We start from the raw sequence: 23796 nt of genomic DNA on the forward strand, positions 1-23796 counted from the left end.
GCAACCCTTCCGCCGGGAAGATCGCATCATGTATGTTCGACCCGTCATCGAAGGAAAGTTTCACGTGAAGAGGGGCAATGGGCAAGAAGCTTCAGATGCTCGCGCTACCGATCGCAGCCGCCGCGCTGGCCATCCTGCCGACCATTCCCGCCCAGGCCGCCACGGGCTACGACCGGTGCCATGCCGGCAACTACTGCATGTTCTCCGGCCTCGACGGCACGGGCGACATCATCGAGATCCAGAGCGACACGCCGGATCTGGCCGCCTTGAACATGGCCGACCGGGGCAAGTCCGACTGGAACCGGACGAGCTCCTACATCCACCTCTACTCCGAAGCCAACTACGGCGGCTGCTCGGCGGTGACGTCTCCGGGCGGCAAGGGCAACTTCTTCTCCACCTACCGCGACTTCTTCGACTCCGTCCGCATCGGCGGACAGAACGGCCCGTCCTGCGGCATCGAGGACACCTTCCGGGTCAAGTCCCACTCCTGACGGCAGCACGAAGCTGACAGCGGCACGAGGCTGACAGCAACACGAAGCTGATAGCAGCACCTAGCGCCCCGGCATCGCACCCGCGATGCCGGGGCGCATTCATGTCCGCTCGGTTGCCTACTGAACGTCCCGGGGTCCGCGCGCGTATCTCCTCATGGGTCGGCGCACCAAACCCCTATCGCCGCTAGTACGGAACCACGCAGGCCGTCCCTGCGCCGAACAGGCCATCACTTCGGTACGGTTCCGGCCAACGGTGGACTGTTACGAGGAGGCATCGTAGTGGCCGTGCCGACAAGGCTTGGGCGGATGGCTATGGCCGCGGCGCTGGCGTCGCTCGCATGGGCCGCCGCCGCCCCGGGGAGCGCCGTCGCCGAGCCGGCGCCCACCCCGCAGGCCAAGGCCAAGGCGAGGGCCAAGCTGGTCAAGCTGAACGAGCAGGCCGACAAGGTGGTCGAGGAGTACAACCAGGCCACCGAGAGCTACCAGAAGGCCAAGAAGAAGTACGACGCCCTCAACGCCGAAGTCGGCCGCAAGGGCGTACAGGCCGACGCCCTGCGCAGGGACCTCGCCGCGGTGGCGGTGAGCAACTATCAGTTCGGCGAGTTCGCGGGCTGGCAACGCTTCGTCGTCGAGGGCACCCCCGAGGCGACCCTGGGCGGCATGGCCGCCCTCGACCAGATGGCGCAGGACAGGGCGGCGAAACTCCGCGCTTTCGAGGCGACCACCAAGGACCTGCGTGATCGGCGCAATGACGCCAAGACCGTCCTGGCCGAGACCGACGCGGCGCGCGACAAGGTGCGCGGACAGAAGACGGAGGTCGAGAAGCTCATCGCCGAGCAGACCAAGATTCTGCGGAAGCTGGGCGCCTTCCGGTCGGGCAACCCCAACAGCACCGGCCTCAAGTACACCGGGCCGGCCTCCGGCAACGCCCTCGCCGCGCTCCAGTTCGCCTTCGCCCAGGTCGGCAAGCCGTACCGGTACGGCGCCACGGGTCCCGGCTCCTACGACTGCTCCGGCCTCACCCAGGCCGCCTGGCGGGCCGCGGGGGTCGGGATCCCCCGCACGACGTACACCCAGTGGAGCTGGGGCGCGAGCCGTCGCGTGTCACTCGACAAGCTGCGGCCCGGCGACCTGCTCTTCAGCAGAGGACTGGGCCACATGGGGATGTACGCGGGCAACGGCAAGATGGTCCACGCGCCGCAGACCGGGGACGTCGTCAAGGTGGTCGACCTCGACGACTACTGGCGTGCCCGCCTCCTCGGCGCCATCCGCCCCTGACCATGACGCGGCCGGTCACGGGTGCCGTGGGGGCGGCTACGATCGACTCGTCGAGCTGTGCGGAGGAGGCGGGTCGTGCCGGGCACCGAAAGGCCGAAGACCGGCCACACTCCCGAGGGCCAGGAGGCCGCCAAGCCGGCGAAGCCGGTCACCTGGCTCATGCTGATCTACCGGGTGCCCAGTGAGCCGACCCGGTTGCGCGCGGCGGTCTGGCGACGGCTGCGCAACCTCGGCGCCATCTACCTGCAGAACTCCGCGGCCGCCGCACCGCGGACGCCGCAGAGCGAGCGGATGCTGCGGGCGCTGCGCAACGAGATCGTCGAGTCGATGTCGGGCCAGGCGTTCCTGGTCAGCACCTCCTCGATCATCGGGGAGACCGAACTGGTCGCCCTCTACAACGCCGCCCGCGACGACGAATACGAGGAGATCCTCGACAAGTGCGTCGACTTCCACGCGGGCGTGGCCAAAGAGGTGACCGCGCGGCACTTCACCTATGGCGAACTGGAGGAGAACGAGGAAGACCTCACCAAGCTCAAGGGCTGGTACGAGAAGGTCAAGGCGCGTGACGTCCTGGGCGCCTCGCGGGCCGCAGAGGTGATCCAGGCGCTGGAGGACTGCGCGAAGACGCTGGAGGAGTTCGCCACCTCGGTCTACGAGGCCGAGGACAGCGCCATCTTCTAGCCGCGCGCACTTCTGGTCACGCGCACGTCTAGTCGCGCGTGTCGATCCGCAGGGCGATGACGAAAGCGGCCATGAGGCACAGGCCGAGCACCGGTGTCAGCACCGGCTCCGGCACCGCGAACGCCAGCAGGACCACCGTCCCGAGCGCCAGCGTGGTGACGACGGCCACGGCGATCTTCCAGTCGTCGCCGATGATCAGGTCGTACCAGAACTGCCCGAATCCTCGGATGAAACCCATGGTCCGCTCCTAGACAGACGTGCTCGGGACGGCGGGTCGCCGGAGAGCGTGGATCATCAGCCGCGACAGCCCGAACCACGCGGCGATGAGCACCGGGATCGCCAGGTCGGCGCCCGGCCACTCCAGGCTCTGGCGGCTGCCGGTGAAGATGCCCAGCCCTTCGACCGACCAGAAGGTGCCGAAGGCCGCGAGCAACAGGCCGACGCCGTACTTCATGGTGTTCTCCGGCACCTTCGACAGCGGTCCCCTGATGGCGATGCCCACGGCGAGGACGAGGAGCACGCCGATGCCGGCGGCGCCGATCGCCACCGGCATATTGCCCGCGCTCAGGCCGAAGGTGATCACGATGAAGACCACCTCGACGCCCTCGAGGAAGACCCCCTTGAAACTGATCATGAACGAGAACCAGTCGAGGCCCCTGGCCCTGACCGCGCCCGCGCTCTCGGCCGCCGCCACCTCCTCGGCGAAGATCTGGTCCTCGTCGTGCATGGCCTTGCGCCCGGACGAGCGCAGGATCGCCTTGCGCAGCCACTGCAGGCCGAAGATCAGCAGGAGGCCGCCGATGGCGAGCTGGAGTGCCGCCGCCGGCAACCAGATCGTGAGCGCGTACCCGGCGAGGGCGGTGAAGGCGGCCAGCGCGACGAGGGCCGCGGCCACACCCGCGAGCGTGGAGCGCCAGCTCCGCGTCACGCCCATCGCCATCACGATCGTCAGGGCCTCCACCATCTCCACGATCGAGGCCAGCAGCACCGCCGCGCCCAAGCCCCATGCGGCCGCGTTCATCGACCCACCGCCTTCCGCCACTTCCCTCCACGACGAACTACCGTCCGCCGTGAAATATAACCACTGTTAGTTTTCCCATATATCCAGCGCCATGTCTACGAAGTGTGGACCGGCCGCCCGCTGCCGTACGAACTCACCCCTGGCGATCATCGTCACTTAAAGCGATCATAGATGTGCTTTAGGTGACGACGAAGGAGTGTGACGCCCTGGAAGAGAACCCGTCGACAGCGCTCGGTACGGCCATGCCCGCGGAGCTGATGGCCGCCGGAGCACCACGACCGAGTCAGGACCTCAGAGTGCCCGCGGACCTGGTCGCGGCGGCCGAGCACGGACTGGCCGCCGGCGGCCGGCCGAACAAACGCGTACTGATCATCGGTGGTGGAATGGCCGGTCTGGTCGCCGCCTACGAGCTGATGCGGCAGGGGCACGAGCCCATCGTCCTGGAGGCCCAGCAGCGGGTCGGCGGGCGCGTGCTCACCCTGCGCGGATTCGCGCCCGGCCTGTACGCCGAGGCGGGCGCGATGCGGATCCCGCGCGTGCACGACCTCACCCTCGCCTACTGCGAGAGGTTCGGGCTGACCCTGCGGCCGTTCGTCATGGGCAACCCCCGTGCCCTGGCCTACATCCAGGGCGTCAGGACCACGATCAAGGAGCTCAACGACAATCCCGACATCATCGACTTCGGCCTGGCCGAGCACGAGCACGGCCGCACCTACGAGGACCTGTGGCGCACCGCCACCCAGGAGATCCACGACCTCTACGCGCAGGAGGGCGAGAACGCGCTCGACCGCATCTGCGCCGAGTATGACCGCTACTCCATCCGCAGCTTCCTTCGCGAGCGTGGGTTCTCCGAGGGGGCCATCGAGCTCTACGGCGTCATGAGCTTCCGGGAGGCCAACCTCAACGCGGCGGTCATCGAGCAGTTCCGCGAGATCATCGGGCGGGCGTTCGAGGACATGCAGGAGATCGAGGGCGGCGCCGACCGGTTGCCGACCGCCTTCTACCACGAGCTCAGGAACCACATCCGGTTCGGTCACGAGGTCTCCGCCATCGAGCAGGACGACCACTCGGTCACCCTGCACCTCAAGACCGGATCGGGCCGGACGACGCTCACCGGCGACTACGCCATCTGCACGATCCCGTTCTCGGTGCTGCGCGACGTCGAGACCCGGCCCGCGTTCTCCCGCCGCAAGCAGCGCGCCATCCGCGAACTCAACTACAACGCCTCCACCAAGATCCTCTTCCAGGTGCGGCGGCCGTTCTGGGAGCAGACCGACGGCATCGTCGGCGGCACCACGGTCACCGACCTGCCGATCCGGCGCATCTGCTATCCCTCGCATCCCGTCCCCGACGAACGCTCGATCCTGCTGGCCAGCTACACCTGGGGCCAGGACGCGCTGCGCTGGGGCGCGATGTCCGCGCAGAAGCGGGTCGACCAGGCCCTCGAGGACGTCGCCAAGATCCATCCCCACATCTACGACCACTTCGAGTTCGGCGTCACGCACGCCTGGTACAACGACCCCTACGCGGCGGGCGCCTTCGCCCTGTTCGAGCCGCACCAGCAGAGCAGTCTGCATGACGCGATCATGGCGCCGGAGGGCCGTGTGCACTTCGCCGGCGAGCACTGCTCACTGTGGCACGCATGGATCGAGGGCGCCCTGGAGTCGGGGCTCAGCGCGGCACGAGCCGTACACGAGGCGGGCTGAGCACAGCCGGTGCAAATCGCGGAAGCGCCACGCGCTTCCGCGATCCACGGCGGGGCGGCCAGTCCGACTTGAGCGAACTGCTGGAGTCACTACGCGCCGCCGGCAGCGTCGAGACGGTCCGCTGTGCCCCGACGAGCGCGTCGTCCTACCTAGCGGCCGAGCAGACAGCCGATGACTTGATCAAGGGCATCCGTGAGTACGTCAGGCGGGGTCGCGAAGTTGAGCCGGATGAAGCCGAGCCCTGAGGCTCCGTGATCGACGCCCGCGGTGGTGGCGACGTTGGTCCGCTCCAGCAGGTGGGCCGCCGGGTCAGCGAGCCCGAACCGGCGCAGGTCGAGCCAGGCGAGGTAACCCGCGTCCGGCTCGATGTATCCGATGTCCAGGTCGACGAGCATGTTGGTGACCAGCTTCCTGTTGCCGTCCAGAAACCGGACGGCCTCGCGCAGCCACGGCCCGCCGTCGCGGAGCGCGGCGACGGTGGCTGTCATGCCGAGCGGGCTCATGCCACCGACCGCCGCCCGCGGCAGGCTCTGCCAGAGCCGCGCGTCGTCTGGATTGCTGAAAACGATCAGCCCGCACCGCAGGCCGGGGAAGTTCCACGCCTTGGTCGCGCTGATCAGAGTGATCGCGTTGTCGTCGAGCGAGCCGTACGGGATGAAATCGAGGTGATAGCGCAGCGGCGCGTGGATCTCGTCGCTGATCACTCGCGCCCCGTGCCGCGCGGCGAGTTCGGCCAAGCCCTGCAACTGGCCGCGATCGAACACGCGGCCCGTCGGGTTGCTGGGATGGCAGAGCAGGACGCTGCCCGCGCTGGCGCGCAGTGCCCGGTCGATGCCGTCGAGGTCGAGTTCGTAGCCTCGTTCTCCGATCCGCATCGGAACTTCGACGGCCTCGCGACCGGCGACCCGGATGGCGTCGAAGAACCGGCCGTAGGTGGGAGTCGGCACGACCACCGGCGAACCCGCCCTGGTCAGATGCTTGATCGACATGGTCACGCCGCGCATCAGCTCCGGCAGCAGCCGCACTCGGTCCGGGCCGACCGTGAGGCCGTGCACCTCGGTGAGCCATTCGCTGGCCGCCTGGGGAACCTCGCTGAGTTCATCGGCGATCGGATAGCCGAACGCTTGCCGTCGCACGTCGTCCTGAACGGCGGCGAGGACGGGTCCGGCGACCGGCAGGTCCATCTCGGCGACGGTGAGATCGATGATGTCCCGGTCGTACTGAGACCACCGCTTGTTCCGCCGGGCGCGGGATCGCTCGAGGTCCCAGTCGAGGTCGATCGCCATCTCGATCAAGCCATGCTCCTGACGTCTTGTGGGGTTGCGGCCGCTGCCAGTGATCGCTGGTGGCGCAGGCCGGATCGGTGCGCGAGCGACCAGATTCCCGCGCTGAGCACACCGACGAGAATGGAGTCGTACGGCGCGGCGACGACGCCGGCACCTCCGAACGAGCCGAGCGCGGACAGCACCGCGAGCATGAGCAGGAAGCCCACCAGCCAGCCGCCCGCCGCTCGCACCCTGGCTGTTCGGACGAGGTAGATCAGGAAGCCGATCAGCAGCAACGGCACGGCGACCCGGATCTTTTCCCAGGTCGACCAGTAGAGAATGAGGCCGGAAAGCACGAAGGACGCGAAGCCGACCGGAATCGCCCACCTTCGGAGCCAGCCCTTCTCCAGCGGAGTCGTCGCCGCGAGTACGGTGACCGCGACCGAGACGGCCGCATAGGAGAGTCCGTAGTAGAAGCTCAGCGAGCTGGCGATGGATTTCCAGTTCCCGAAGGTGAGCACGATGACCGAGCCGACGCCGACGTTGAGCAGCAGCGCGCGCCGGGGAATGCCGAACCGGGAGTCCACTTTTGTCAGTGCGGCGGGCAGCAGGCCGTTCTGCGCGGCGCCGTAGGTGTAGCGGCCCTTGACGCCGATGCCGATCAGCAGGCTGCCGGAGGGGGAGAAGATCGCGTCGGCGAGCAGCACGGTGGCGAACCAGGACAGGCCGAGCAGGGTGGCGAGCGAGGCGAGCGGCGAATTGAGGTTGATCCCGTGCCAGCCGCTGCCGAGCAGCCCGTTGGGCAACGAGAAGATCATCACGGCTTGCAGGCCCATGTACAGCACGATCGTCCCGGCCAGCACGATCAGCGTGGCCCTCGGCACAGTGCGGCGCGGGTCCTTCGCCTCGCCGGACATCACGGCCGCGGCGTTGATTCCGGTGAACGAGTACACCAGCCCGCCGCCCACCACCGCGGTGAGTGCCGCCGAGACGCCGTAGGGTGCGATCCCGCCGCCGACCGCCACGTTGGTCGTGTCGAAGCCACTGGCCAGCAGAAGGATCACGGTAAGTACCGGGATCACCACCTTGATGGTGGCGACCACGTTGTTCACCTTGGCGAGCAGTTTGATCCCGAACAGGTTGAGCGTGCAGAAGAACACGAGCAGCCCGGCGGCGATCAGCCGTCCCGCCCAGCTCAACGACTCGCCGGACATCACCCACGGCAGCCACTTGGCCGCGTATTGCACCACCGCCGTCGACTCGCTCGGCCCGGCGCTGACCGCCTGGAGAAACACCGCCCAGCCGACCACGTTGCCGACCAACGGGCCTGACGCCAGTTGTGGCCAACGGACGTTGCCGCCGGACATCGGATGACGGAAGGCGAGGTCGATGAAGGCGAGTGATACCAGAGCGGTAGCGACCGAGGCGATCGTCCAGGACAAGAAGGCTGCCGGCCCGGCCGCTTTTGCCGCGGTGTACGGCGCGAGCAGCCAGCCCGACCCGATGACGCTGGAGAAAGTGATCAGGGAAAGGGATATGGTGCCGAGCCCGCGCCGCAGGCGCAGATCTTCGCCCGGCGAAACGCCCGATGGTGTCTGATTCATGCCCTGAACTATCGATTATGTGTGAATCGTTAGGGTAGACCAGAAATGCCTGGGGCCAGGGTTAGGCTGTGCCTATGACTGTCACCGGCTTCGGCGGGCCCGGTCACAAGATCGAGACAATGGATCTGGTCGTGTTCACCACGGTGGCCCGCACGGGAAGCCTCGGCGCCGCGGCGAGCGAACTACGGCTGTCGATGCCGTCGGTCAGCGCCAGGATAGCCGCCCTGGAGCGCAAGCTCGGCACCGCGTTGTTCGTGCGGGGCCCGCGGGGCAGCGCCACCACCCCGGCCGGCGAACGGCTGAACGACTACGCACAGCGATGTCTCGACCTTCTCGACGAGGCAGCCATCGGCGTGGCGAAGCACGAGACCCAACGGCTCGTACTCGCCGCGCCCGCGAGCCTCGGCGACGTCGTCTTCCCCGCCGTGCTGCGGGCGGTCGCAGGCGAACCGATTGCCGTGCACTGCCGGGTCGCACACAGCGGTGAGGTCGTCGGCCGCCTGGTCGACGGTAGCGTCCACGCCGGATTCGTGATGCCCAAGGTGCCGTTGCGCGGGTTGCGGTCCGAGCCGATCAACCGATCCGCGCTGGTGGCGGTGTGCCCTCGGCACCATCCTCTCGCCGATCGCAGACGCCTCAAGATCGAAGACCTCAGCCGAACCGGCGTCATCGTCTATCGCTGGGGTCGCGACGCCCAGGAACTCGCCGCTTCCCTCGAACATCCGGACCGAGGGCTCAACGCCCCGATCCACACCACCGGCCTGCCGTCGACCGCGATCCGGCTGGCGGTCGACGCCGGCTTCGTCGCCATAGTCCCCGCTTTCGTCGCAGCACGATCGATCCGGGACGGCGACACTGTGCTCCTGCCGCTACGGTTCGGCAGCTGGCGGGTCGACGTGCAGTTCGTCTACGCCTCGGCCACCGCCGACCGGCTCGGCGTGCGCACCCTGCTGGACAACCTGCCCGCCCTCCGCACCGCCTTCGACGAGGGTTGACCGGCAGTGGTTCGCCTCCTTGGCCCGACCGTCCCGCCTGCACGTCGGCGGCCTGCCACAGTACGCCGAAGAAGAAGCTCCGCCCGCTCCTAGCGGCGGGCGCGTCAGCGGCGCGCCCGCTCGGCGTATTGGCGTAGGTGCGCCGCCGCCGTGGTCAGGTCGGCGGCGGCCGCCGCGCAGGCGGCGAGGTGGGCGTTGATCGCCTCACGCAGCCATGGCGGCGCCCCGCCGGTCGCCAGCCTGGCCTCGATCTCGCGCAGGCGTACGGCGCAGTCGGTCAGCGCGCGGATGTCGGCCTGCAGGAGTGCGGCGTGGGCGGCGATCGCCGCGGGATCGGCTGTCATCGGTCCTCCGGTCGGGGGGTCGGCAGCTCAGGGGCGTCGGTAGCGCAGGGAACTGGCAGCTCAGGGGGTCGGTAGCGCAGGGGGTCGGTAACGCAGGGGGACAGCCGCTCAAGCGCGTCGGCCGCTCAGGGAGTGGGCAGCGGGACGGCGGCGTCGCGGAGTGTCTGGCGGGCGGTGGCCGACAGGCACAGCAGCGGGCGGGCGCCGTCGAGGCCCAGCTCGCGAAGCCGGCGGGCCAGCGGGTGCGCCGACCCCGGCGCCACGGTCAGCCGGAGCCGTGGCACCGGATGCAGGCGGCCCAGGCCGCGGGTCCGTACGCAGGCGCGCAGCGCGCCGCCCTCCGCCCCCCGCGCGTAGCCGACCAGGTCGCGGTCGCTCACCGGCAGCCAGGGGCCGAGGACCCCGCTCAGCGTGAGCAGCCGGTCGTCGGAGCCGCCGACGGCGATGCGCGCGTAACCGGTGGTGAGCTCGAACTCCAGCGGCACCAGGTACGGCTCGCCGCCCCACAGCCGTGGCGCCACGGCGCCGAGGGCGGCGGCGTCGATCACGGAGCCGGCCAGGAAGCTGCCCGAGCGCCGCCGGTCGGCCCCGCGCGGCAGATCGAGCCAGACGCGCGGCGACCTCGACCGCCACGGACCGGGTACGACGATCCCGAGGTGGAGCTCGCGGTAGCCGCCCGCGCTCGTACGCCGGTCCCAGGAGGCGTGCACGGCGACCAAGGCTCGCCCGCCGACCCGTACGGCGGGCCCGAACCCGGTCCCCTCCAGCAGTGCCGCCGCCCCGGCCGGGTCCGCGGCGAAGTAGGCCGTGAGGCCGCTGCCGTTGTGGCACCTGATCGGCAGCTCGACCCCGTCCATGGCGTACGTGGGCACCGTGAGGAAGGGCGACCCGGCGGGGCGGGGGGCGCGGTCGGACAGCCGGTACGCCTGCGAGCGGACGACCTGCCCCCGGAACGGCCCGAGCCGCCCGTCGATCCGGCGACGGGCCTCGGGCAGGTCGTCGGCGATGTTGGCGATGTAGTGCTCGATGCTGTGGCAGAGCGGGAACAGGTGGGTGGCGTCGAAGTAGTCCACGACGTACCAGTCGGGATGCGGGTCGAAGCAGGTGCCCGCGCCCTGCCCGTCGAGGGTCGGGACGATGTCGTGCTGGTTGGTGACGCTGGCGACCCAGGTGCGCGGGTCGGCGGGCCGCTTGAAGTCGACGGGCGCGCCGACCGCGACGGCGTGCGTGACGGTGTAGCGGGCGCAGAACTCCGCGTCCTGGGCCAGGTTCATGATGGCCGCGCCGCCCGCGCTGTGGCCGATCAGAGCCAGCTCGGCGCCCTGGGGCAGACCGTAGTCGTCGATGGCCTTGGCCAGCGCGCGGCTGTAGGGGCTGCTGTCCAGCACGGCACTGCTGAAGGCGCCGAGCAGGTCCTGGGGCGATTCGCCGTCGAGCCGTCCCGCCCGCATACCGGGCGCCTGGACGACGTGACGCACCACTCCGTCGAGTCCCGCCACGCTCTGGATGAGCACCCGTCCCGTCGTACCGACCACGCTGATGTTGCGCAGGAACCCGAGCAGCGAGCCCTGCGGGCTCAGCCGCGCGGATTCGGCCGCGGACAGCTCGACCCGGCGCGCCGCCCCCTCCCCCGTGTCGAGGACGGCGACCATCCTGTTGCTCATGCCGGTGATCGGGTCGGCGGTGGCGTAGCCCTTACCCGTCGCGATCAGCCAGGCGGTGTCGTCGTTGAGCGGGTTCTCGTCGAGCAGCGCCCGCAGGGCGAGGACCTCGCCGAAGACCGGGGCGAGGGCGCTGAGCGCGCGTACGGCGCCGCGGTCCTTGAGCAGGGCGCGCAGCGCGCGGACGGCCTCCAGGTCGCGGTCGGCGGCGGCGGCCTCGATGAGCCGGCCGAGCATGGGGTCGGCGCTCAGCTCGGGGTGGTCGAGGGCGACGGCGGCGATCCGCAGCCGCAGTGAGGTGGCCAGCACGCGTACGGCCAGGCTCTCCGCGCCCGCCATGCCGCCGAGCTTGGCCGCCAGGGTGCCCAGCGGGCCGCCGGTGAGCGCGTAGCCCAGACCCGCGCCATTGGTGATGGCCCGCAGCAGCGCGCGGTGGGCCAGGTAGCCCGCCGAGGGGGCCTGCGGCAGGGCGCGGAGCAGGGCGCCGTCGGTGAGCGCGGCCGTGGCGTGGCCGGCCGCCTCCCGGATCGTGACCCCGATGTCGACCAGCTCACGGGCCGCGGCACGCAGCGGCCCGGCGGCCGGGTCGCCGCCGCCGCCGCTCATCGGGCCGTCCGTCGCGTCATGCTGACGAAGCGGGGGCCCGGATCCTCCGGGACGTTGCGGTGCAGTACGTCCGACAGCGTCCGCGTGCTCGCGATGATCCGCATGCCGTGCGGGGAGAAGGTCGCCGCGTTGGACACCCTCGGGGCCAGCAGCGGATTGGTCAGCGCCTGGGAGAAGGCGTCGATGGCGATGATCTTCGTGAGCAGCGGCGGCAGGATGGCGTCCGGGCTGCCGGGCTCCTCGGCGAACAGGCCGACGTACAGGTCGAGGTCGTCGACGCTTCGGTAGAGCTCCCGCAACGCGCCGCTGACCCGCGCGTCGCCGGAGACCTGGTCGAAACCGCGCACCCGGGGGAACCTGCAGTGTTCGCGGTAGCTGTTGTAGGGGGCCAGGCCGAGCGTGCGCGAGTCGGCGATGCTGGCCACGTCCACCTCCCTCAGGAGGGGGTCGGTGTTGAACAGGCCGACGCGGCCGGCGCGCTGGCGGGAGGCGTCCTCGAAGAGCCGGCCGAGGCCGTGCTCAGGGATCAGCGCGCCGCCGAGCAACGTCCGCGCCATCGGCAGGTCGTGGCCGCCCACCGACAGCTGGGAGGGGATCAGGCTGTGCCAGCGGTAGACGAGGTTGAACTCCACCGAGGCCCAGTTCTCGCGGTGCCAGGGCACGTGGGCCAGCATCGCCGACAGCCGCGAGTCCAGGGTGAAGCGGAAGTGGTAGGGCGTGATGTGGTTGATGTACTCCTCGACGACCAGCTTGATCAGCAGCACGATGAGGATGTTGCGCGCCGTCTGGAACAGGCGCTCGTCGTCCCAGCGCGGGCAGAGCTGGCCGAGCAGGCGGGCCACCCTGTTGTGCTCGCGCAGGAACAGCACCGTCAGCATGGTGAAGCCGAGCTGGATGTTGCCCCGGTCGCTCCCGGTCGCGAACAGGGTGTCGCGCTGCTGGTCGGTGAGCTCGGCGAAGCGGATGACGCTCAGGGCGGCGAACTCCGGTTTGACCTTGCCGTTCTCGCACAGGTAGGGCGGGAACTCCCCGCCGTTGATGAACTGGCTCTTGAGCAGCCCGCCATGGAAGGTACGGAGCGCGGCCGTCGCCGTCTCGTGCAGGCCGTAGACCTGGTTGAGGTCGATGTGGTGGTTGGAGCTGTTCTTGCGAGGGTCGCGCGGGACGTGGACGTCACCGCGCAGGAAGCCGTCGGTGAACCACTGGGCGAAGTAGGCGAACAGCACCGTGGAGCGCGGGCACGGGATCATGCTCTCGCCACGGGTGAACAGGTCGGCGGCCTTCTCGGGGGTGGGCCGGGCACTCTCGGGCACGGCGAGCGGGGGCAGGTGCCTGCCGCTGTAGGTACGGTCCGTCAGCGAGGCCCATGAGGTGTAGTCGGCCATCGTGCTCAGCGGCTCCGGCCGGGGCGGCATCTCGCGGACAGCCTGGTCGATCAGCAGGGCGTTGAGGCGCCGCCGTACGGGCCGGATGGACTGGACGAGATCCCAGAACGGCCGGCCGTTGGTCAGCGCCAGGAACCTGAGCCGGTTGACGGCCCCGTCGGTGGCGATGCTCCGCGCCGTCGCCCTGCCCTTCGGCGTTCTCCCGCTCTCGGCCGTGGTCCCGCGCCTCGCCATCGTCATTGTTCCTGGCCTTCGGCGCCGAGCCCGAGGACGAACCGGTCGGGGAAGATCCCGCCGGCGCGGACGACCCGCCCCTCCGGCGGTGGGAGCAGGCGCACCCCGGGACGCAGCAGCAGGCGGCGTACGGCCTCGCAGATGACGACCCTGGCCGGATGCACGCCCAGGCAGGCGTGCTGACCGAAACCGAAGAACAGCTGATGGTGCCCCGGCCGGTCGAGGCGGAACTCCTCGGGCTCGGCCACCACGTCCGCGTCGAACATGGCCGAGGCCGGCGCGGCGAGCACAAGCGTGCCCGCGGGGATCATCGTGGCGCGGGGGGTGCCGGCGGCCAGGACGTAGTCGCGCTCGCACAGCCGGGGCAGCAGCTTGAAGAACGGGTTGAACCGCAGCGCCTCCCAGACATGACGGTCGAACCGGGCGGGGTCGGGGTCACCGGCGGCCTCGATGGCCTGGGCCAGCACCTCCGGGCGCAGCAGAAGCTGCTCGACCGCCTCGACCATGGCTCCGGGCGCGCTCTCCACGAACCCCAGCGGCAGGCCGGCCATGTTGATCAGGATGCGTTCGTCGTCCACGCCGATCTCGGCGGGCAGGGCGGTGGCGGCGAGCCGGGTGAAGACGTCGTCGGGCAGGCGCCGTCCGGCCCGCAGCGCGGCCCGGCGTTCGGCGAGCCGCTCGCGCAGGTAGGCGATCATCTCCGAACCCGCGCGGACCGACGCGGCCTGGATCTTCGGATCGCCCAGGAAGTTGGCGAAGCCATCGGTGACGATGGCCCGCGTCCACCGCGACAGGGTCTGCGCGTCGGGGCCGGGGAAGCCGAAGTAGGTCGCGGACACGCCCAGGGCGACGGGGCGGAACAGCCCGTGGACCGCTTCGACGCCACCGGACGGCCAGGCGATGTCGAGCCGTTCGTCGGCCAGGCGCCCGGCCAGCTCGCGCACCCCGGCCACGTCGCGCGGGTCGAGCATGACCTGCATCAGCCCTTTGTCCCGCCAGTTCATCGGGGTGGCGTCGCGGCCCAGCATGAAGGGGCCGCCCAGGGCGGCGTCGAGACGGGGGCCGAAGGCGCGTACGGAGAAGACGGTCTCGCGGGAGAGCACCTCGGTGACGTCGGCGAAGCGGGTCACGACCGTGAAGGCGGGCGTGACGAAGATGGGGCGTCGCTCGCGCAGCTCGGCGAACAGGGCCCGCCAGTCGCTGCGCAACCACTCCCGGACCAGGCCGAACGCGGAGATCGGATCACGCGCCAGCGCCTCGTCGTATCTCTCCAGATGGCCGCCCGTGGTTGTCTGATCGACAGCACCCATGCCGTATGGCCCTTCTGTCCGACGCCGGAGCGAACAAAGATCATTACGGTCTGTAGCCGCAACTAGGCATGCGATACCCATTTCTTGGTGACTACCGTATGGAGTGTTTTGATTCCTCTGAGTGATGGAGTCGTCACTTCCAGGTCATTGCCGTGCGCTGGGGACACGGCCGTTGAATGAGGAGCCCAACCGTCCTCGCCGATCATGGGAGGTAGCGTGAGCTCGTCATCCATCCCGCAGCCGGATTCGGGCACAACGGGCTCGGGCCAGGCGGAGACGGTGACGGCCACCACGGGCCGCCGGACCGTCTATCTGATCGTCCTGGTGGTGCTGCCCGTGCTGCTTCCCGTCCTGGCCGTGCCCGCCGCCTGGGGATGGGGCGTCGGCCCGCGTGACGTGGTGATCGCGGTGGTCATGTACCTGGTCAGCATCTTCGGAATCGCCATCGGCTACCACCGGCTCTTCACCCACCGCGCCTTCAGGTGCAACCGGCCGCTGCGCGTCGCGCTCATGCTGGCCGGCGGCATGGCGGTCGAGGGCCCGGTCACCCTGTGGACGGCCGAGCACCGCCGGCACCACAAGTACGCCGACCGCGAGGGCGACCCGCACTCGCCGTGGCGTTACGGCGACAGCGGCCTGGCCCTGCTGCGCGGCATGGCGCACGCCCACATCGGCTGGTTCTACACCGCACGCGACCGCTCCAGCCGCCGGCACTGGGTGCCCGACCTGCTGGCCGACCCGGACGTGCGGCGGTTCGACGCCGCCTATCCGGCCGTGGCGGCGTTGTCGTTCGCGCTGCCGGCCGCGGTGGGCGGGCTGTGGTCGATGTCGTGGGCGGGGGCGTGGACGGCGTTGTTCTGGGGCGGGCTGGTCCGCTACGCCGTGGTGCACCATGTCACGTGGTCGGTGAACTCCATCGCGCACACCTTCGGTGACCGCCCGTTCCGTACCCGGGACCGCTCGTCGAACGTACGGTGGGTGGCGTTGCTGACGCTCGGCGAGGGCTGGCACAACTGGCACCACGTGGAGCCGACCTGCGCGCGGCACGGGGTGCTCAGCGGGCAGCTCGACCCCAGCGCCCGGCTGATCCGGTGGTTCGAGCTGGCGGGCTGGGCCCACGGCGTGCACTGGCCGGACCCCGGCCGCCTGAGCGCCCGCCGCGTCGGTCAGCGCGATTAACGCCCCTGACGGCGCCGCCCCCGGGCGGTCGAATGGGCGACCTCGGACGGACATCAAGCGTTCAACTGTCCGCCTCGCACATACCGCTTTACCCGCCGTTTTTTGGGCAAGTCGGTTGTTATGGAGCGGGTTTCTCTGCTGGACTCCACCCCCGGGCTGCTGGTGGACGACAGCGACGACGACGATCCGGTGCTGCTGCGGCCGGATGGCAGCCGGGTCGACACCTGGCGTGAGCACTATCCCTACCCCGAGCGGCTGCCGCGGGAGAAGTACGACCACGACAAGCGGCTGTTGCAGATCGAGCTGCTGAAGCTGCAGTACTGGGTCAAGGCCAACGGGCAGCGCCTGGTGATCCTGTTCGAGGGGCGTGACGCGGCGGGCAAGGGCGGCACGATCAAGCGGTTCATGGAGCATCTCAACCCGCGCGGGGCCACCGTGGTGGCGCTGGAGAAGCCGTCCGAGCGCGAGCGTACCCAGTGGTACTTGCAGCGCTACATCGCCCATCTGCCCGCGGCCGGGGAGATCGTGCTGTTCGACCGCTCCTGGTACAACCGCGCCGGGGTCGAACGGGTGATGGGGTTCTGTACCGAGGCCGAGTGCCGGGAGTTCATGGTGCAGGTGCCGCAGTTCGAGCGGGCGCTGGTGCGCGACGGCATTCACCTGGTCAAGCTCTGGTTCTCGGTGACGCGCTCGGAGCAGCGCACCCGGTTCATCATCCGGCAGGTCGATCCGGTACGGCAGTGGAAGCTGTCGCCGATGGACCTGGCCTCGCTGGACCGGTGGGACGACTACACCAGTGCCAAGGAGGAGATGTTCCTCAACACCGATATCCGCGAGGCGCCGTGGACGGTCATCAAGAGCAACGACAAGAAGCGGGGGCGCCTGGAGGCGATGCGCCACGTGCTGAGCCGCTTCGACTACGACAACAAGGATCACGAGGTGGTCGGCACTCCGGACCCGCTCATCGTCAGGTCGGCGTCCGACATCTACGACGAGGACCACACCGCGGGGTCACCCCCCTGATCCGTGGAAGGTGACGGTCAGCTCGCCCTTGTCGACGTCGACCGTGACGGTCGAGCCCTCGGGGATGTCGCCGCTGAGCAGCGCGCGGCCGATCCTGGTCTCGACCTCGCGGGCGATGAAGCGCCGTAGCGGCCGGGCACCGTAGACCGGGTCGTACCCCTGGTTGGCGATCAGCCGCCGCGCCGCCTCCGTCACCTCCAGGGTGAGCCGCCGGTCCGCCAGCCGCTGCCTGATGTCGTCGAACATCAGGTCGACGATCTGCTCGATCTCGTTCTCGGTCAGCGGCTTGAACAGCACGATGTCGTCGACCCTGTTGAGGAACTCGGGCCGGAAGTGGCGGCGCAGGTCCCCCATCACCCGCTCGCGCGCCTCGGGCTTGATCTCGCCGTAGGAGGTGACGCCGTCGAGCAGGTACTGGGAGCCGATGTTGGAGGTCATGATGACCACGGTGTTGCGGAAGTCGACCGTACGGCCCTGCGCGTCGGTCAGCCGCCCGTCGTCGAGGACCTGCAGCAGCGTGTTGAACACGTCCGCGTGGGCCTTCTCGATCTCGTCGAACAGCACCACCGAGTACGGCTTGCGCCGCACCGCCTCCGTCAGCTGGCCGCCCTCCTCGTACCCGATGTAGCCCGGAGGGGCGCCGACGAGACGGCTGACCGTGTGGCGCTCCTGGTACTCGCTCATGTCGATGCGGATCATGTTGTCCTCGGTGTCGAACAACGCCGCCGCGAGCGATTTGGCCAGCTCGGTCTTGCCGACCCCGGTCGGCCCGAGGAAGAGGAAGGATCCGATGGGACGTCTGGGGTCCTTGATGCCGGCTCGGGCACGGATGACGGCGTCGGCCACCAGCCGCACCGCCTCCTCCTGGCCGATGACGCGCTCGTGCAGGATCTCGTCCAGGCGCAGCAGCTTCTCGCGCTCCGCCTCCTTCAGCCGGCTCACCGGGATGCCGGTCCAGCGCGAGACGATGGAGGCGATCTCCTCCTCGGTCACGACCTCGCGCAACAGCCGGTGCCCGTGCTGCCGGGTGTCCAGCCGCTCCTCCTCGCCACGCAGCCGCCGTTCCAGCTCGGGGAGCTTGCCGTGGCGCAGCTCGGCGGCGCGGTTGAGGTCATAGTTACGCTCGGCCAGCTCCGCCTCCCGCCGTACGGCCTCGATCTCCTGCCGCAGGGCCTGGACCTTGCGCAGGGCCGAGCGCTCGGCCTCCCACTGCGCCCGCATCGCGTCGGCTTCTGCGCGCAGGTCGGCCAGCTCCTTGCGCAGATCGGTGAGGCGGGTCCGGCTCGCCGCGTCGTCCTCCTTGGCCAGCGCGGCATCCTCGATCTCCAGCCGCATCACCCGCCTGGTCAGCTCGTCGAGCTCGGCGGGCATGGAGTCGATCTCGGTACGGAGCATCGCGCACGCCTCGTCGACCAGGTCGATCGCCTTGTCCGGCAGGAACCGGTCGGCGATGTAGCGGTGGCTCAGATTCACCGCGGCGACGAGCGCGCTGTCCTGGATCTTCACGCCGTGGAAGACCTCCAGCCGCTCGCGCAGTCCGCGCAGGATCGAGATGGCGTCCTCGACGGAGGGCTCCTCGACCAGCACCGGCTGGAAGCGCCGCTCCAGGGCCGCGTCCTTCTCGATGTGCCGGCGGTACTCCTCGACCGTGGTCGCGCCGATCATGTGCAGCTCGCCGCGCGCGAGCATCGGCTTGAGCATGTTGCCGGCGTCCATGGCGCCCTCGGTCGCCCCGGCTCCCACCACCGTGTGGAGCTCGTCGACGAACAGCAGGATCCGTCCCTCCGCCGCCTTCACCTCGTTCAGCACGGCCTTGAGGCGTTCCTCGAACTCCCCGCGGTACTTGGCGCCGGCCACCAGCGAGCCCATGTCCAGGCTGAAGACGGTTTTGTCGCGCAGCCCCTCGGGGACGTCACCGCGCACGATCCGCTGGGCGAGCCCTTCGACGATGGCCGTCTTGCCGACACCGGGGTCACCGATCAGGACGGGGTTGTTCTTGGTCTTGCGGGAGAGGATCTGGATCACCCGGCGGATCTCCGAGTCGCGGCCGATGACCGGGTCGAGTTTGTCCGCGCGGGCCTCGGCGACCAGGTCGCGCCCGTACTTCTCCAGTGCCTCGTAGGCCACTTCTGGCATCGCGGAGGTGACCCGCTGGTTGCCCCGGACGGCGGTGAGCGACTCCAGGAAGCGGTCGCGGGTCAGTCCCTGGCCGTGCAGCGCCCTTCCGGAGGCGCCCGAGGTCCCCTCCTCGATCATGGCCAGCAGCAGGTGCTCGACGGAGACGTACTCGTCCTTGAGCCGCTTCGCCTCCCGCTCCGCGCTGTCGAGCAGCCGGGACAGCCGCTGGGTGACGAAGACCTGGCCGGGTGTCGTCCCCGGCCCGCTGACCTTGGGCCGGCGCGAAAGCTCCGCCTCCAGGTCGGTGATCAGGCTGTCCGTGTTCGCCCCCGCCGCCGCCAGCAGCCGGGGCGCCAGCCCTTCCGGTTGTTCGAGCAAGGCCAGCAGGAGGTGCTCGGCGTCGACCTCGGTGTGCCCGTGGCGTATGGCCTTGGTCTGTGCGTCGTGCAGGGCTTCCTGCGATTTCTGCGTCATCCGGTTCGGGTCCACTCCAGCCCCCTAGTGTCGTTCCGACAAGCGCCGCAGGTTTGCTTCCAGCTCCTCGATCCGGTCGAGCAGGTCGATCACCAGGCCGATGGCGGCGTAGTTGATCGACAGGCCGTGGTGCAGCCGCTGGATCCGGGCGGCCACGGCCACCTGGGCGGGCGGGAAGCACAGCTCCCCCCTGGCGTCCCTGACCGGTTCGAGCAGGCCGAGCGCCACGAGCCGGCGGACGGCCTCCGGGTGCAGGCCGGTGGCGCGCGCGTAGGAGTTCAAGTCCAGGCGCGCCGGCCGTACGAGTGCGTAGGTCATGAACGCCCCCTCGGGTCGAAGGCCGAGACGGCGGCGAGCTGCTCGAACAGCCGCCGCTCCTCCTCGGTGAGCCGGGGCGGCACCATGACGCGCACCTCGGCGAAGAAGTCGCCGGCGCCGCCGCCGCGCGGGTCGGGCATGCCGCGCCCGCGCAGCCGCAGGCGGCGGCCAGACGAGGTGCCCGGCGGCACCTTCAGCTTCGCCTCGCCGCCCGGCGTGTCGATGGCGACCGTGGCGCCCAGCGCGGCCTCCCAGGGCGCCAGCGGCAGAACGGCGTGGATGTCGCGTCCCTCGACGCGGTAACGGGGATGGTCGGCGATCCGGACGATGAGGTAGAGATCGCCCCGCGGCGCGTCGCCGCTTCCGTGGCCGCCCTCACCGGCGAGCCTGACGCGCCGGCCGTTCGTGACGCCCGGGGGGATCGTGACGTCCAGCCGCCGGCCGCCGGGCAGCGTGATGGTGCGGCGCCCGCCCTTGTACGCCTCCTCGACCGTGAGCATCAGCTCGGCCTCCTGGTCGGCACCGGGCACCGGCCCCCAGCCGCGCGCGCCTCGCCCGCCTCGGCCGCCGAACATGCCGCCGAGCAGGTCCTCGATGTCGATGCCGCCCTCGAAGCCCTCTCCCCCCGCCGGACGCCACTGACGGCCGCCCCCGGCGCGGGCGCGGGCGTACTGCTCGGGGTCCACGTCGGGCGGCACCTGGCGGAAATCAGGACCGAACGCGTCATACCTGCGGCGCGTCTGCGGATCGGACAGCACGGAGTACGCCTCCGAGATCTCCTTGAACCGGTCCTCCGCCCCGGGATCCTTGTTGACGTCGGGATGGTTGGCGCGTACGAGCTTGCGGTAGGCCCGCTGGATCTCGTCCTGGTCGGCCTTCCGGTCGACGCCCAGCACTTCGTAGAAGTCCCGCCGGACGACCATCACTCCGCCTTCTTCGACACGACCACCACCGCGGGCCGCAGCTGCCGCTGGCCGTCGCCATAGCCGGGTCGCACCACCTGGACGACGGTGCCGGGCGCGACGTCGTCCCGTTCTACGGTGGCCACCGCCTCGTGGTGGACCGGGTCGAAGGGCACGTCGCTCTCGTCGTGGCGGGCGTACCCGAGGCGGGACAGCACCGCCAGGGCCTGGTCCCGTACGGCCCGCACCCCCTCGACGATGGCGCGCGCCTCGCCTTTCTGACCGGCCGCGTGGCCCAGCGCGAGCTCCAGGTTGTCCAGGATGGGCAGCCACTCGGCCGCCACCCGGTCCCGCTCCTCGGCCCGCAGCCGTTCGGCGTCGCGGGCGATGCGTTTGCGTACGTTGTCCAGTTCGGCGACCGAACGCAGCCAGCGGTCCTCCAGTTCGGCGAGCTTCGCGTCAGTCTCCGCGGAGGCGTCAGTCCCTGCGGAGGCGTCGGTCTCCGTAGAGGCGTCGGCGGAGGTCTCCACGGGCGCCTTCGCAGGCACGTCGGCGGGCGTGGGCCTGGGCGCGTCCGCCTTCGCGGGCGTGGGCCTGGGCGCGCTCGCCTTCGCGGGCGCGCCCGGTGCCTGCCGAGCCGGTGCTTCGGCCTGGTCCGTCCGGTCCGTCCGGTCTTCGTGGCCGTTCATGTCACTCCGTGTCGGATGTGGTGAACTCGGCGTCGATCACGTCCTCGTCGCGGCCGGAAGCGGCCTCCGTCCTGCCCTGGGGCGGTACGGCCTGCCCACTGACCGCGAGCCCGTGGTAGACCTGCTGGAGTTCGCCGCTGAGGCCGCGCAGCCGGTCGAGCGGCGCCTCTTCCTTGACCGCCTGCCGGGCGTCCTGGACGAGTTGCTCCGCACGCGCCTTCTCGTGGACGGGGACCCCGTCGCCGAGCTCCTGCAGGCGGCGTTCCACCTGGTAGGCGACCGTGTCCAGCTCGTTGCGGGCGTCGATCGCCTCCCGGAGCCGGGCGTCCTCAGTGCGGTGCTGCTCGGCTTCGGCGACCATCCGCTCGATGTCCTGCTTGTCCAGGTTGGAGCTCTCGGTGATGGTGATCCGCTGCTCGGCACCGGTGTCCTTGTCGCGGGCGGTGACGTTGAGGATGCCGTTGGCGTCGATGTCGAAGGTGACCTCGATCTGCGGCTCTCCCCGGGACGCGGGGCGGATGTTCTCCAGCCGGAAGCGCCCGAGCACCCGGTTGTCGGCCGCGCGTTCCCGTTCCCCTTGCAGGATCACGATGTCGACGGCGTTCTGGTTGTCGTCGGCGGTGCTGAAGGTCTCGGTCCGGCGGGCCGGGATCGTGGTGTTGCGTTCGATGACCTTGGTCATGACGCCGCCGAGTGTCTCGACGCCCAGCGAGAGGGGCGTGACGTCGAGCAGGACGACGTCCTCGACCTCGCCCTTGAGGATGCCGGCCTGGATCGCCGCGCCGATGGCCACGACCTCGTCCGGGTTGACCGTCATGTTGGGGTCCTTGCCGCCGGTGAGCCTGCGTACGAGGTTCTGCACGGCGGGCATGCGGGTCGATCCGCCGACGAGGATCACCTCGTCGATGTCCGACGGCCTGAGCTTGGCGTCCTCCATCGCCTGCTCCACGGGATGGACGCACCGCTCTACCAGATCGGCGGTGATCTGCTCGAACGTGGAGCGCATGAGCGTGGTGTTGAGGTGCTTCGGCCCCGCGGCGTCCGCCGTGATGAACGGCAGGCTGATCGTGGTCTGGGTCACCGCCGACAGCTCGACCTTGGCCTTCTCCGCCGCTTCGAACAGCCGCTGCAGGGCCTGCGGGTCGCGGCGCAGGTCGATACCCTGGTCCTTCTGGAACTCGTCGGCCAGGTGGTCGACGATCCGCCGGTCGAAGTCGTCGCCGCCGAGGTGCCCGTCGCCGGAGGTCGAACGTACTTCGACGACCCCCTCACCGATGTCCAGGATGCTGACGTCGAAGGTGCCGCCGCCCAGGTCGAAGACCAGTACGGTCTCGTTGGACTTCTTGTCCAGCCCGTAGGCCAGCGCGGCGGCGGTCGGCTCGTTGATGATCCGCAGGACTTCCAGCCCGGCGATGCGGCCCGCGTCCTTGGTCGCCTGGCGCTGGGCGTCGTTGAAGTAGGCCGGGACGGTGATGACGGCCTCGGTCACCTTCTCGCCGAGGTACTTCGCCGCGTCGGCGGCCAGCTTCCTCAGCACGAGGGCCGAGACCTCCTCCGGCGCGTACTGCTTGTCGCCGACCTGGAAGCGTACCGATCCGTCCGACCCCTCCACCACGTCGAAGGAGACCGCGTGGATCTCGCTCTCGACCTCGTTGAAGCGGCGGCCGATGAACCGCTTGGCGGAGTAGATCGTCCCTTTAGGGTTGAGTATGGCCTGCCGGCGGGCCAGCTGGCCGACCAGCCGCTCGCCCTGGTCGGTGAACGCCACCACCGACGGTGTCGTCCGGGACCCCTCCGCGTTGGGAATGACCGTGGGCTGACCGTCCTCCGTGGCGGCGATCACCGAGTTGGTCGTACCGAGATCGATGCCGACTGCTTTCGCCATGGCGAGCTCCCCCTAGCCGCTTTTCTTGCTTTCCGCTCTTTTGCTAGCCGCTTGTCTTGCCGAGCAGTTCCTGGGCCCTGGCCACGTGTTCGGATTCGACGAGGACGTCGTACTTGTCGGCTACCAGCCCGCTCTCCGAGACGAAGTCCCGGCGGCCGCCGTGCACCGAGTGCGAGATCAGGCCGTAGATCGCTCCGGCGATCAGCCCCCACAACAGGCCCCACAGCAGCAGGCCGACCATGGCCGAGGGCCTGGGCGCGAAGAAGATCCCCAGGAACAGGCCGATGAGCACACCGAACCAGGCTCCGGACGCGGCGCCCAATCCGGCGGCGCGCAGGTACGTCATGCGCGAGACCACCCGCTCGATCGAGCGCAGTCCCACGCCTACGATGAGCGTTCCCTGTACGGGGAACCCGTGGTCGGACAGGAAGTCCACGGCCTTCTCGGCCTCGGCGTACGTCGGATAACTGGCGACCGGGACCCGGTTCGCGGTGATCGGGCCCGGGGATGCTAGAGACACGGCTCCTCCTCGCGTTCAGGCGGGATATCTCTGCGTACGCTTGCGAGTGCGTACGCTTTCGAGGCTTCTCCGGGCATCCGTCCGCCACATCCCCCAGATGGGTAGTC

General features: G+C 69.9%; 21 protein-coding genes. 7 read left to right on the forward strand and 14 right to left on the reverse strand.

The genetic code is table 11. The features are described from left to right. Window positions 1-77 precede the first annotated feature (77 nt). From AB0C30_RS40715 to AB0C30_RS40725, 3 genes are all read left to right on the forward strand, one after another. Window positions 78-491 (forward strand): peptidase inhibitor family I36 protein, encoded by a 414-nt coding sequence (locus AB0C30_RS40715; RefSeq protein ID WP_357954140.1) that lies wholly within the window; start codon window positions 78-80, stop codon window positions 489-491. 285 nt (window positions 492-776) lie between these two features. Then, complete coding sequence (locus AB0C30_RS40720; RefSeq protein WP_357954142.1) at window positions 777-1769, forward strand: NlpC/P60 family protein; 993 nt, start codon at window positions 777-779, stop codon at window positions 1767-1769. Between the two features lie 75 nt (window positions 1770-1844). Further along, on the forward strand, window positions 1845-2450 hold the full coding sequence (locus AB0C30_RS40725; RefSeq protein WP_357954144.1) for a Chromate resistance protein ChrB: 606 nt from the start codon (window positions 1845-1847) through the stop codon (window positions 2448-2450). 28 nt (window positions 2451-2478) lie between these two features. Here AB0C30_RS40725 and AB0C30_RS40730 read toward each other — a convergent pair whose 3' ends face one another. Next, window positions 2479-2688 (reverse strand): hypothetical protein, encoded by a 210-nt coding sequence (locus AB0C30_RS40730; protein ID WP_357954146.1) that lies wholly within the window; start codon window positions 2686-2688, stop codon window positions 2479-2481. Window positions 2689-2697: 9 nt separating this feature from the next. Then, window positions 2698-3471, reverse strand: a complete 774-nt coding sequence (locus AB0C30_RS40735) for a hypothetical protein (RefSeq protein ID WP_357954148.1) — start codon at window positions 3469-3471, stop codon at window positions 2698-2700. Window positions 3472-3653: 182 nt separating this feature from the next. Between AB0C30_RS40735 and AB0C30_RS40740 the strand changes: the two genes are divergently transcribed. After that, a complete protein-coding gene (locus AB0C30_RS40740) occupies window positions 3654-5177 on the forward strand; it encodes a flavin monoamine oxidase family protein (RefSeq protein WP_357954150.1) in 1524 nt (507 codons plus the stop codon). A gap of 149 nt (window positions 5178-5326) precedes the next feature. Here AB0C30_RS40740 and AB0C30_RS40745 read toward each other — a convergent pair whose 3' ends face one another. Together AB0C30_RS40745 and AB0C30_RS40750 are read right to left on the reverse strand one after the other, a co-directional pair. Further along, the gene (locus tag AB0C30_RS40745; RefSeq protein WP_357954422.1) at window positions 5327-6463 is read right to left on the reverse strand and encodes an aminotransferase class I/II-fold pyridoxal phosphate-dependent enzyme; all 1137 of its coding nucleotides are present in this window, start codon (window positions 6461-6463) and stop codon (window positions 5327-5329) included. 5 nt (window positions 6464-6468) lie between these two features. Continuing rightward, window positions 6469-8046, reverse strand: coding sequence for an APC family permease (locus AB0C30_RS40750; protein ID WP_357954152.1), 1578 nt, complete (start codon window positions 8044-8046; stop codon window positions 6469-6471). 74 nt (window positions 8047-8120) lie between these two features. On the opposite strand from AB0C30_RS40750, the gene AB0C30_RS40755 reads away from it, so the two are divergent. After that, window positions 8121-9041, forward strand: a complete 921-nt coding sequence (locus AB0C30_RS40755; protein WP_357954154.1) for a LysR family transcriptional regulator — start codon at window positions 8121-8123, stop codon at window positions 9039-9041. A 104-nt stretch (window positions 9042-9145) separates the two neighbouring features. Here AB0C30_RS40755 and AB0C30_RS40760 read toward each other — a convergent pair whose 3' ends face one another. The 4 genes from AB0C30_RS40760 to AB0C30_RS40775 form a co-directional block, all read right to left on the reverse strand. Continuing rightward, window positions 9146-9385, reverse strand: a complete 240-nt coding sequence (locus AB0C30_RS40760; RefSeq protein WP_357954156.1) for a hypothetical protein — start codon at window positions 9383-9385, stop codon at window positions 9146-9148. A 125-nt stretch (window positions 9386-9510) separates the two neighbouring features. After that, entirely contained in the window at window positions 9511-11652 is a 2142-nt protein-coding gene (locus AB0C30_RS40765) for a hypothetical protein (RefSeq protein ID WP_357954158.1), read from the reverse strand. After that, a complete protein-coding gene (locus AB0C30_RS40770; protein ID WP_357954160.1) occupies window positions 11649-13271 on the reverse strand; it encodes a peroxidase family protein in 1623 nt (540 codons plus the stop codon). Before AB0C30_RS40770 ends, AB0C30_RS40765 begins: the two co-directional genes overlap by 4 nt. A gap of 2 nt (window positions 13272-13273) precedes the next feature. Beyond that, window positions 13274-14581 carry a cytochrome P450 gene (locus AB0C30_RS40775; protein WP_357954162.1) on the reverse strand — a complete coding sequence of 436 codons (1308 nt, stop codon included), beginning with the start codon at window positions 14579-14581 and terminating at the stop codon, window positions 13274-13276. 216 nt (window positions 14582-14797) lie between these two features. Between AB0C30_RS40775 and AB0C30_RS40780 the strand changes: the two genes are divergently transcribed. Together AB0C30_RS40780 and ppk2 are read left to right on the forward strand one after the other, a co-directional pair. After that, window positions 14798-15760: an acyl-CoA desaturase gene (locus AB0C30_RS40780; RefSeq protein WP_357954164.1), complete on the forward strand. Its 963-nt coding sequence runs from the start codon at window positions 14798-14800 to the stop codon at window positions 15758-15760. A gap of 120 nt (window positions 15761-15880) precedes the next feature. Beyond that, window positions 15881-16783, forward strand: a complete 903-nt coding sequence (gene ppk2 / locus AB0C30_RS40785) for a polyphosphate kinase 2 (protein ID WP_357954165.1) — start codon at window positions 15881-15883, stop codon at window positions 16781-16783. Here the strand turns inward: ppk2 and clpB are convergent. From clpB to AB0C30_RS40815, 6 genes are read right to left on the reverse strand one after another with little or no spacing between them, the layout of a single operon-like run. After that, window positions 16772-19390, reverse strand: coding sequence for an ATP-dependent chaperone ClpB (clpB, locus tag AB0C30_RS40790; protein ID WP_357954167.1), 2619 nt, complete (start codon window positions 19388-19390; stop codon window positions 16772-16774). The genes ppk2 and clpB overlap by 12 nt on opposite strands. Window positions 19391-19399: 9 nt before the next feature. After that, on the reverse strand, window positions 19400-19693 hold the full coding sequence (locus AB0C30_RS40795) for a chaperone modulator CbpM (RefSeq protein WP_357954169.1): 294 nt from the start codon (window positions 19691-19693) through the stop codon (window positions 19400-19402). Next, complete coding sequence (locus AB0C30_RS40800) at window positions 19690-20616, reverse strand: DnaJ C-terminal domain-containing protein (protein WP_357954424.1); 927 nt, start codon at window positions 20614-20616, stop codon at window positions 19690-19692. The genes AB0C30_RS40795 and AB0C30_RS40800 overlap by 4 nt, the downstream gene beginning before the upstream one ends. Next, a complete protein-coding gene (grpE, locus tag AB0C30_RS40805; protein WP_357954171.1) occupies window positions 20616-21284 on the reverse strand; it encodes a nucleotide exchange factor GrpE in 669 nt (222 codons plus the stop codon). The genes AB0C30_RS40800 and grpE overlap by 1 nt, the downstream gene beginning before the upstream one ends. 1 nt (window position 21285) lies before the next feature. After that, window positions 21286-23169 carry a molecular chaperone DnaK gene (gene dnaK / locus AB0C30_RS40810; protein WP_357954173.1) on the reverse strand — a complete coding sequence of 628 codons (1884 nt, stop codon included), beginning with the start codon at window positions 23167-23169 and terminating at the stop codon, window positions 21286-21288. A 43-nt stretch (window positions 23170-23212) separates the two neighbouring features. Further along, a complete protein-coding gene (locus AB0C30_RS40815) occupies window positions 23213-23689 on the reverse strand; it encodes a general stress protein (protein WP_357954175.1) in 477 nt (158 codons plus the stop codon). Window positions 23690-23796 lie beyond the last annotated feature (107 nt).

This window comes from Nonomuraea sp. NPDC048901, assembly GCF_040649695.1.
In the GTDB taxonomy this organism is placed as follows: domain Bacteria; phylum Actinomycetota; class Actinomycetes; order Streptosporangiales; family Streptosporangiaceae; genus Nonomuraea.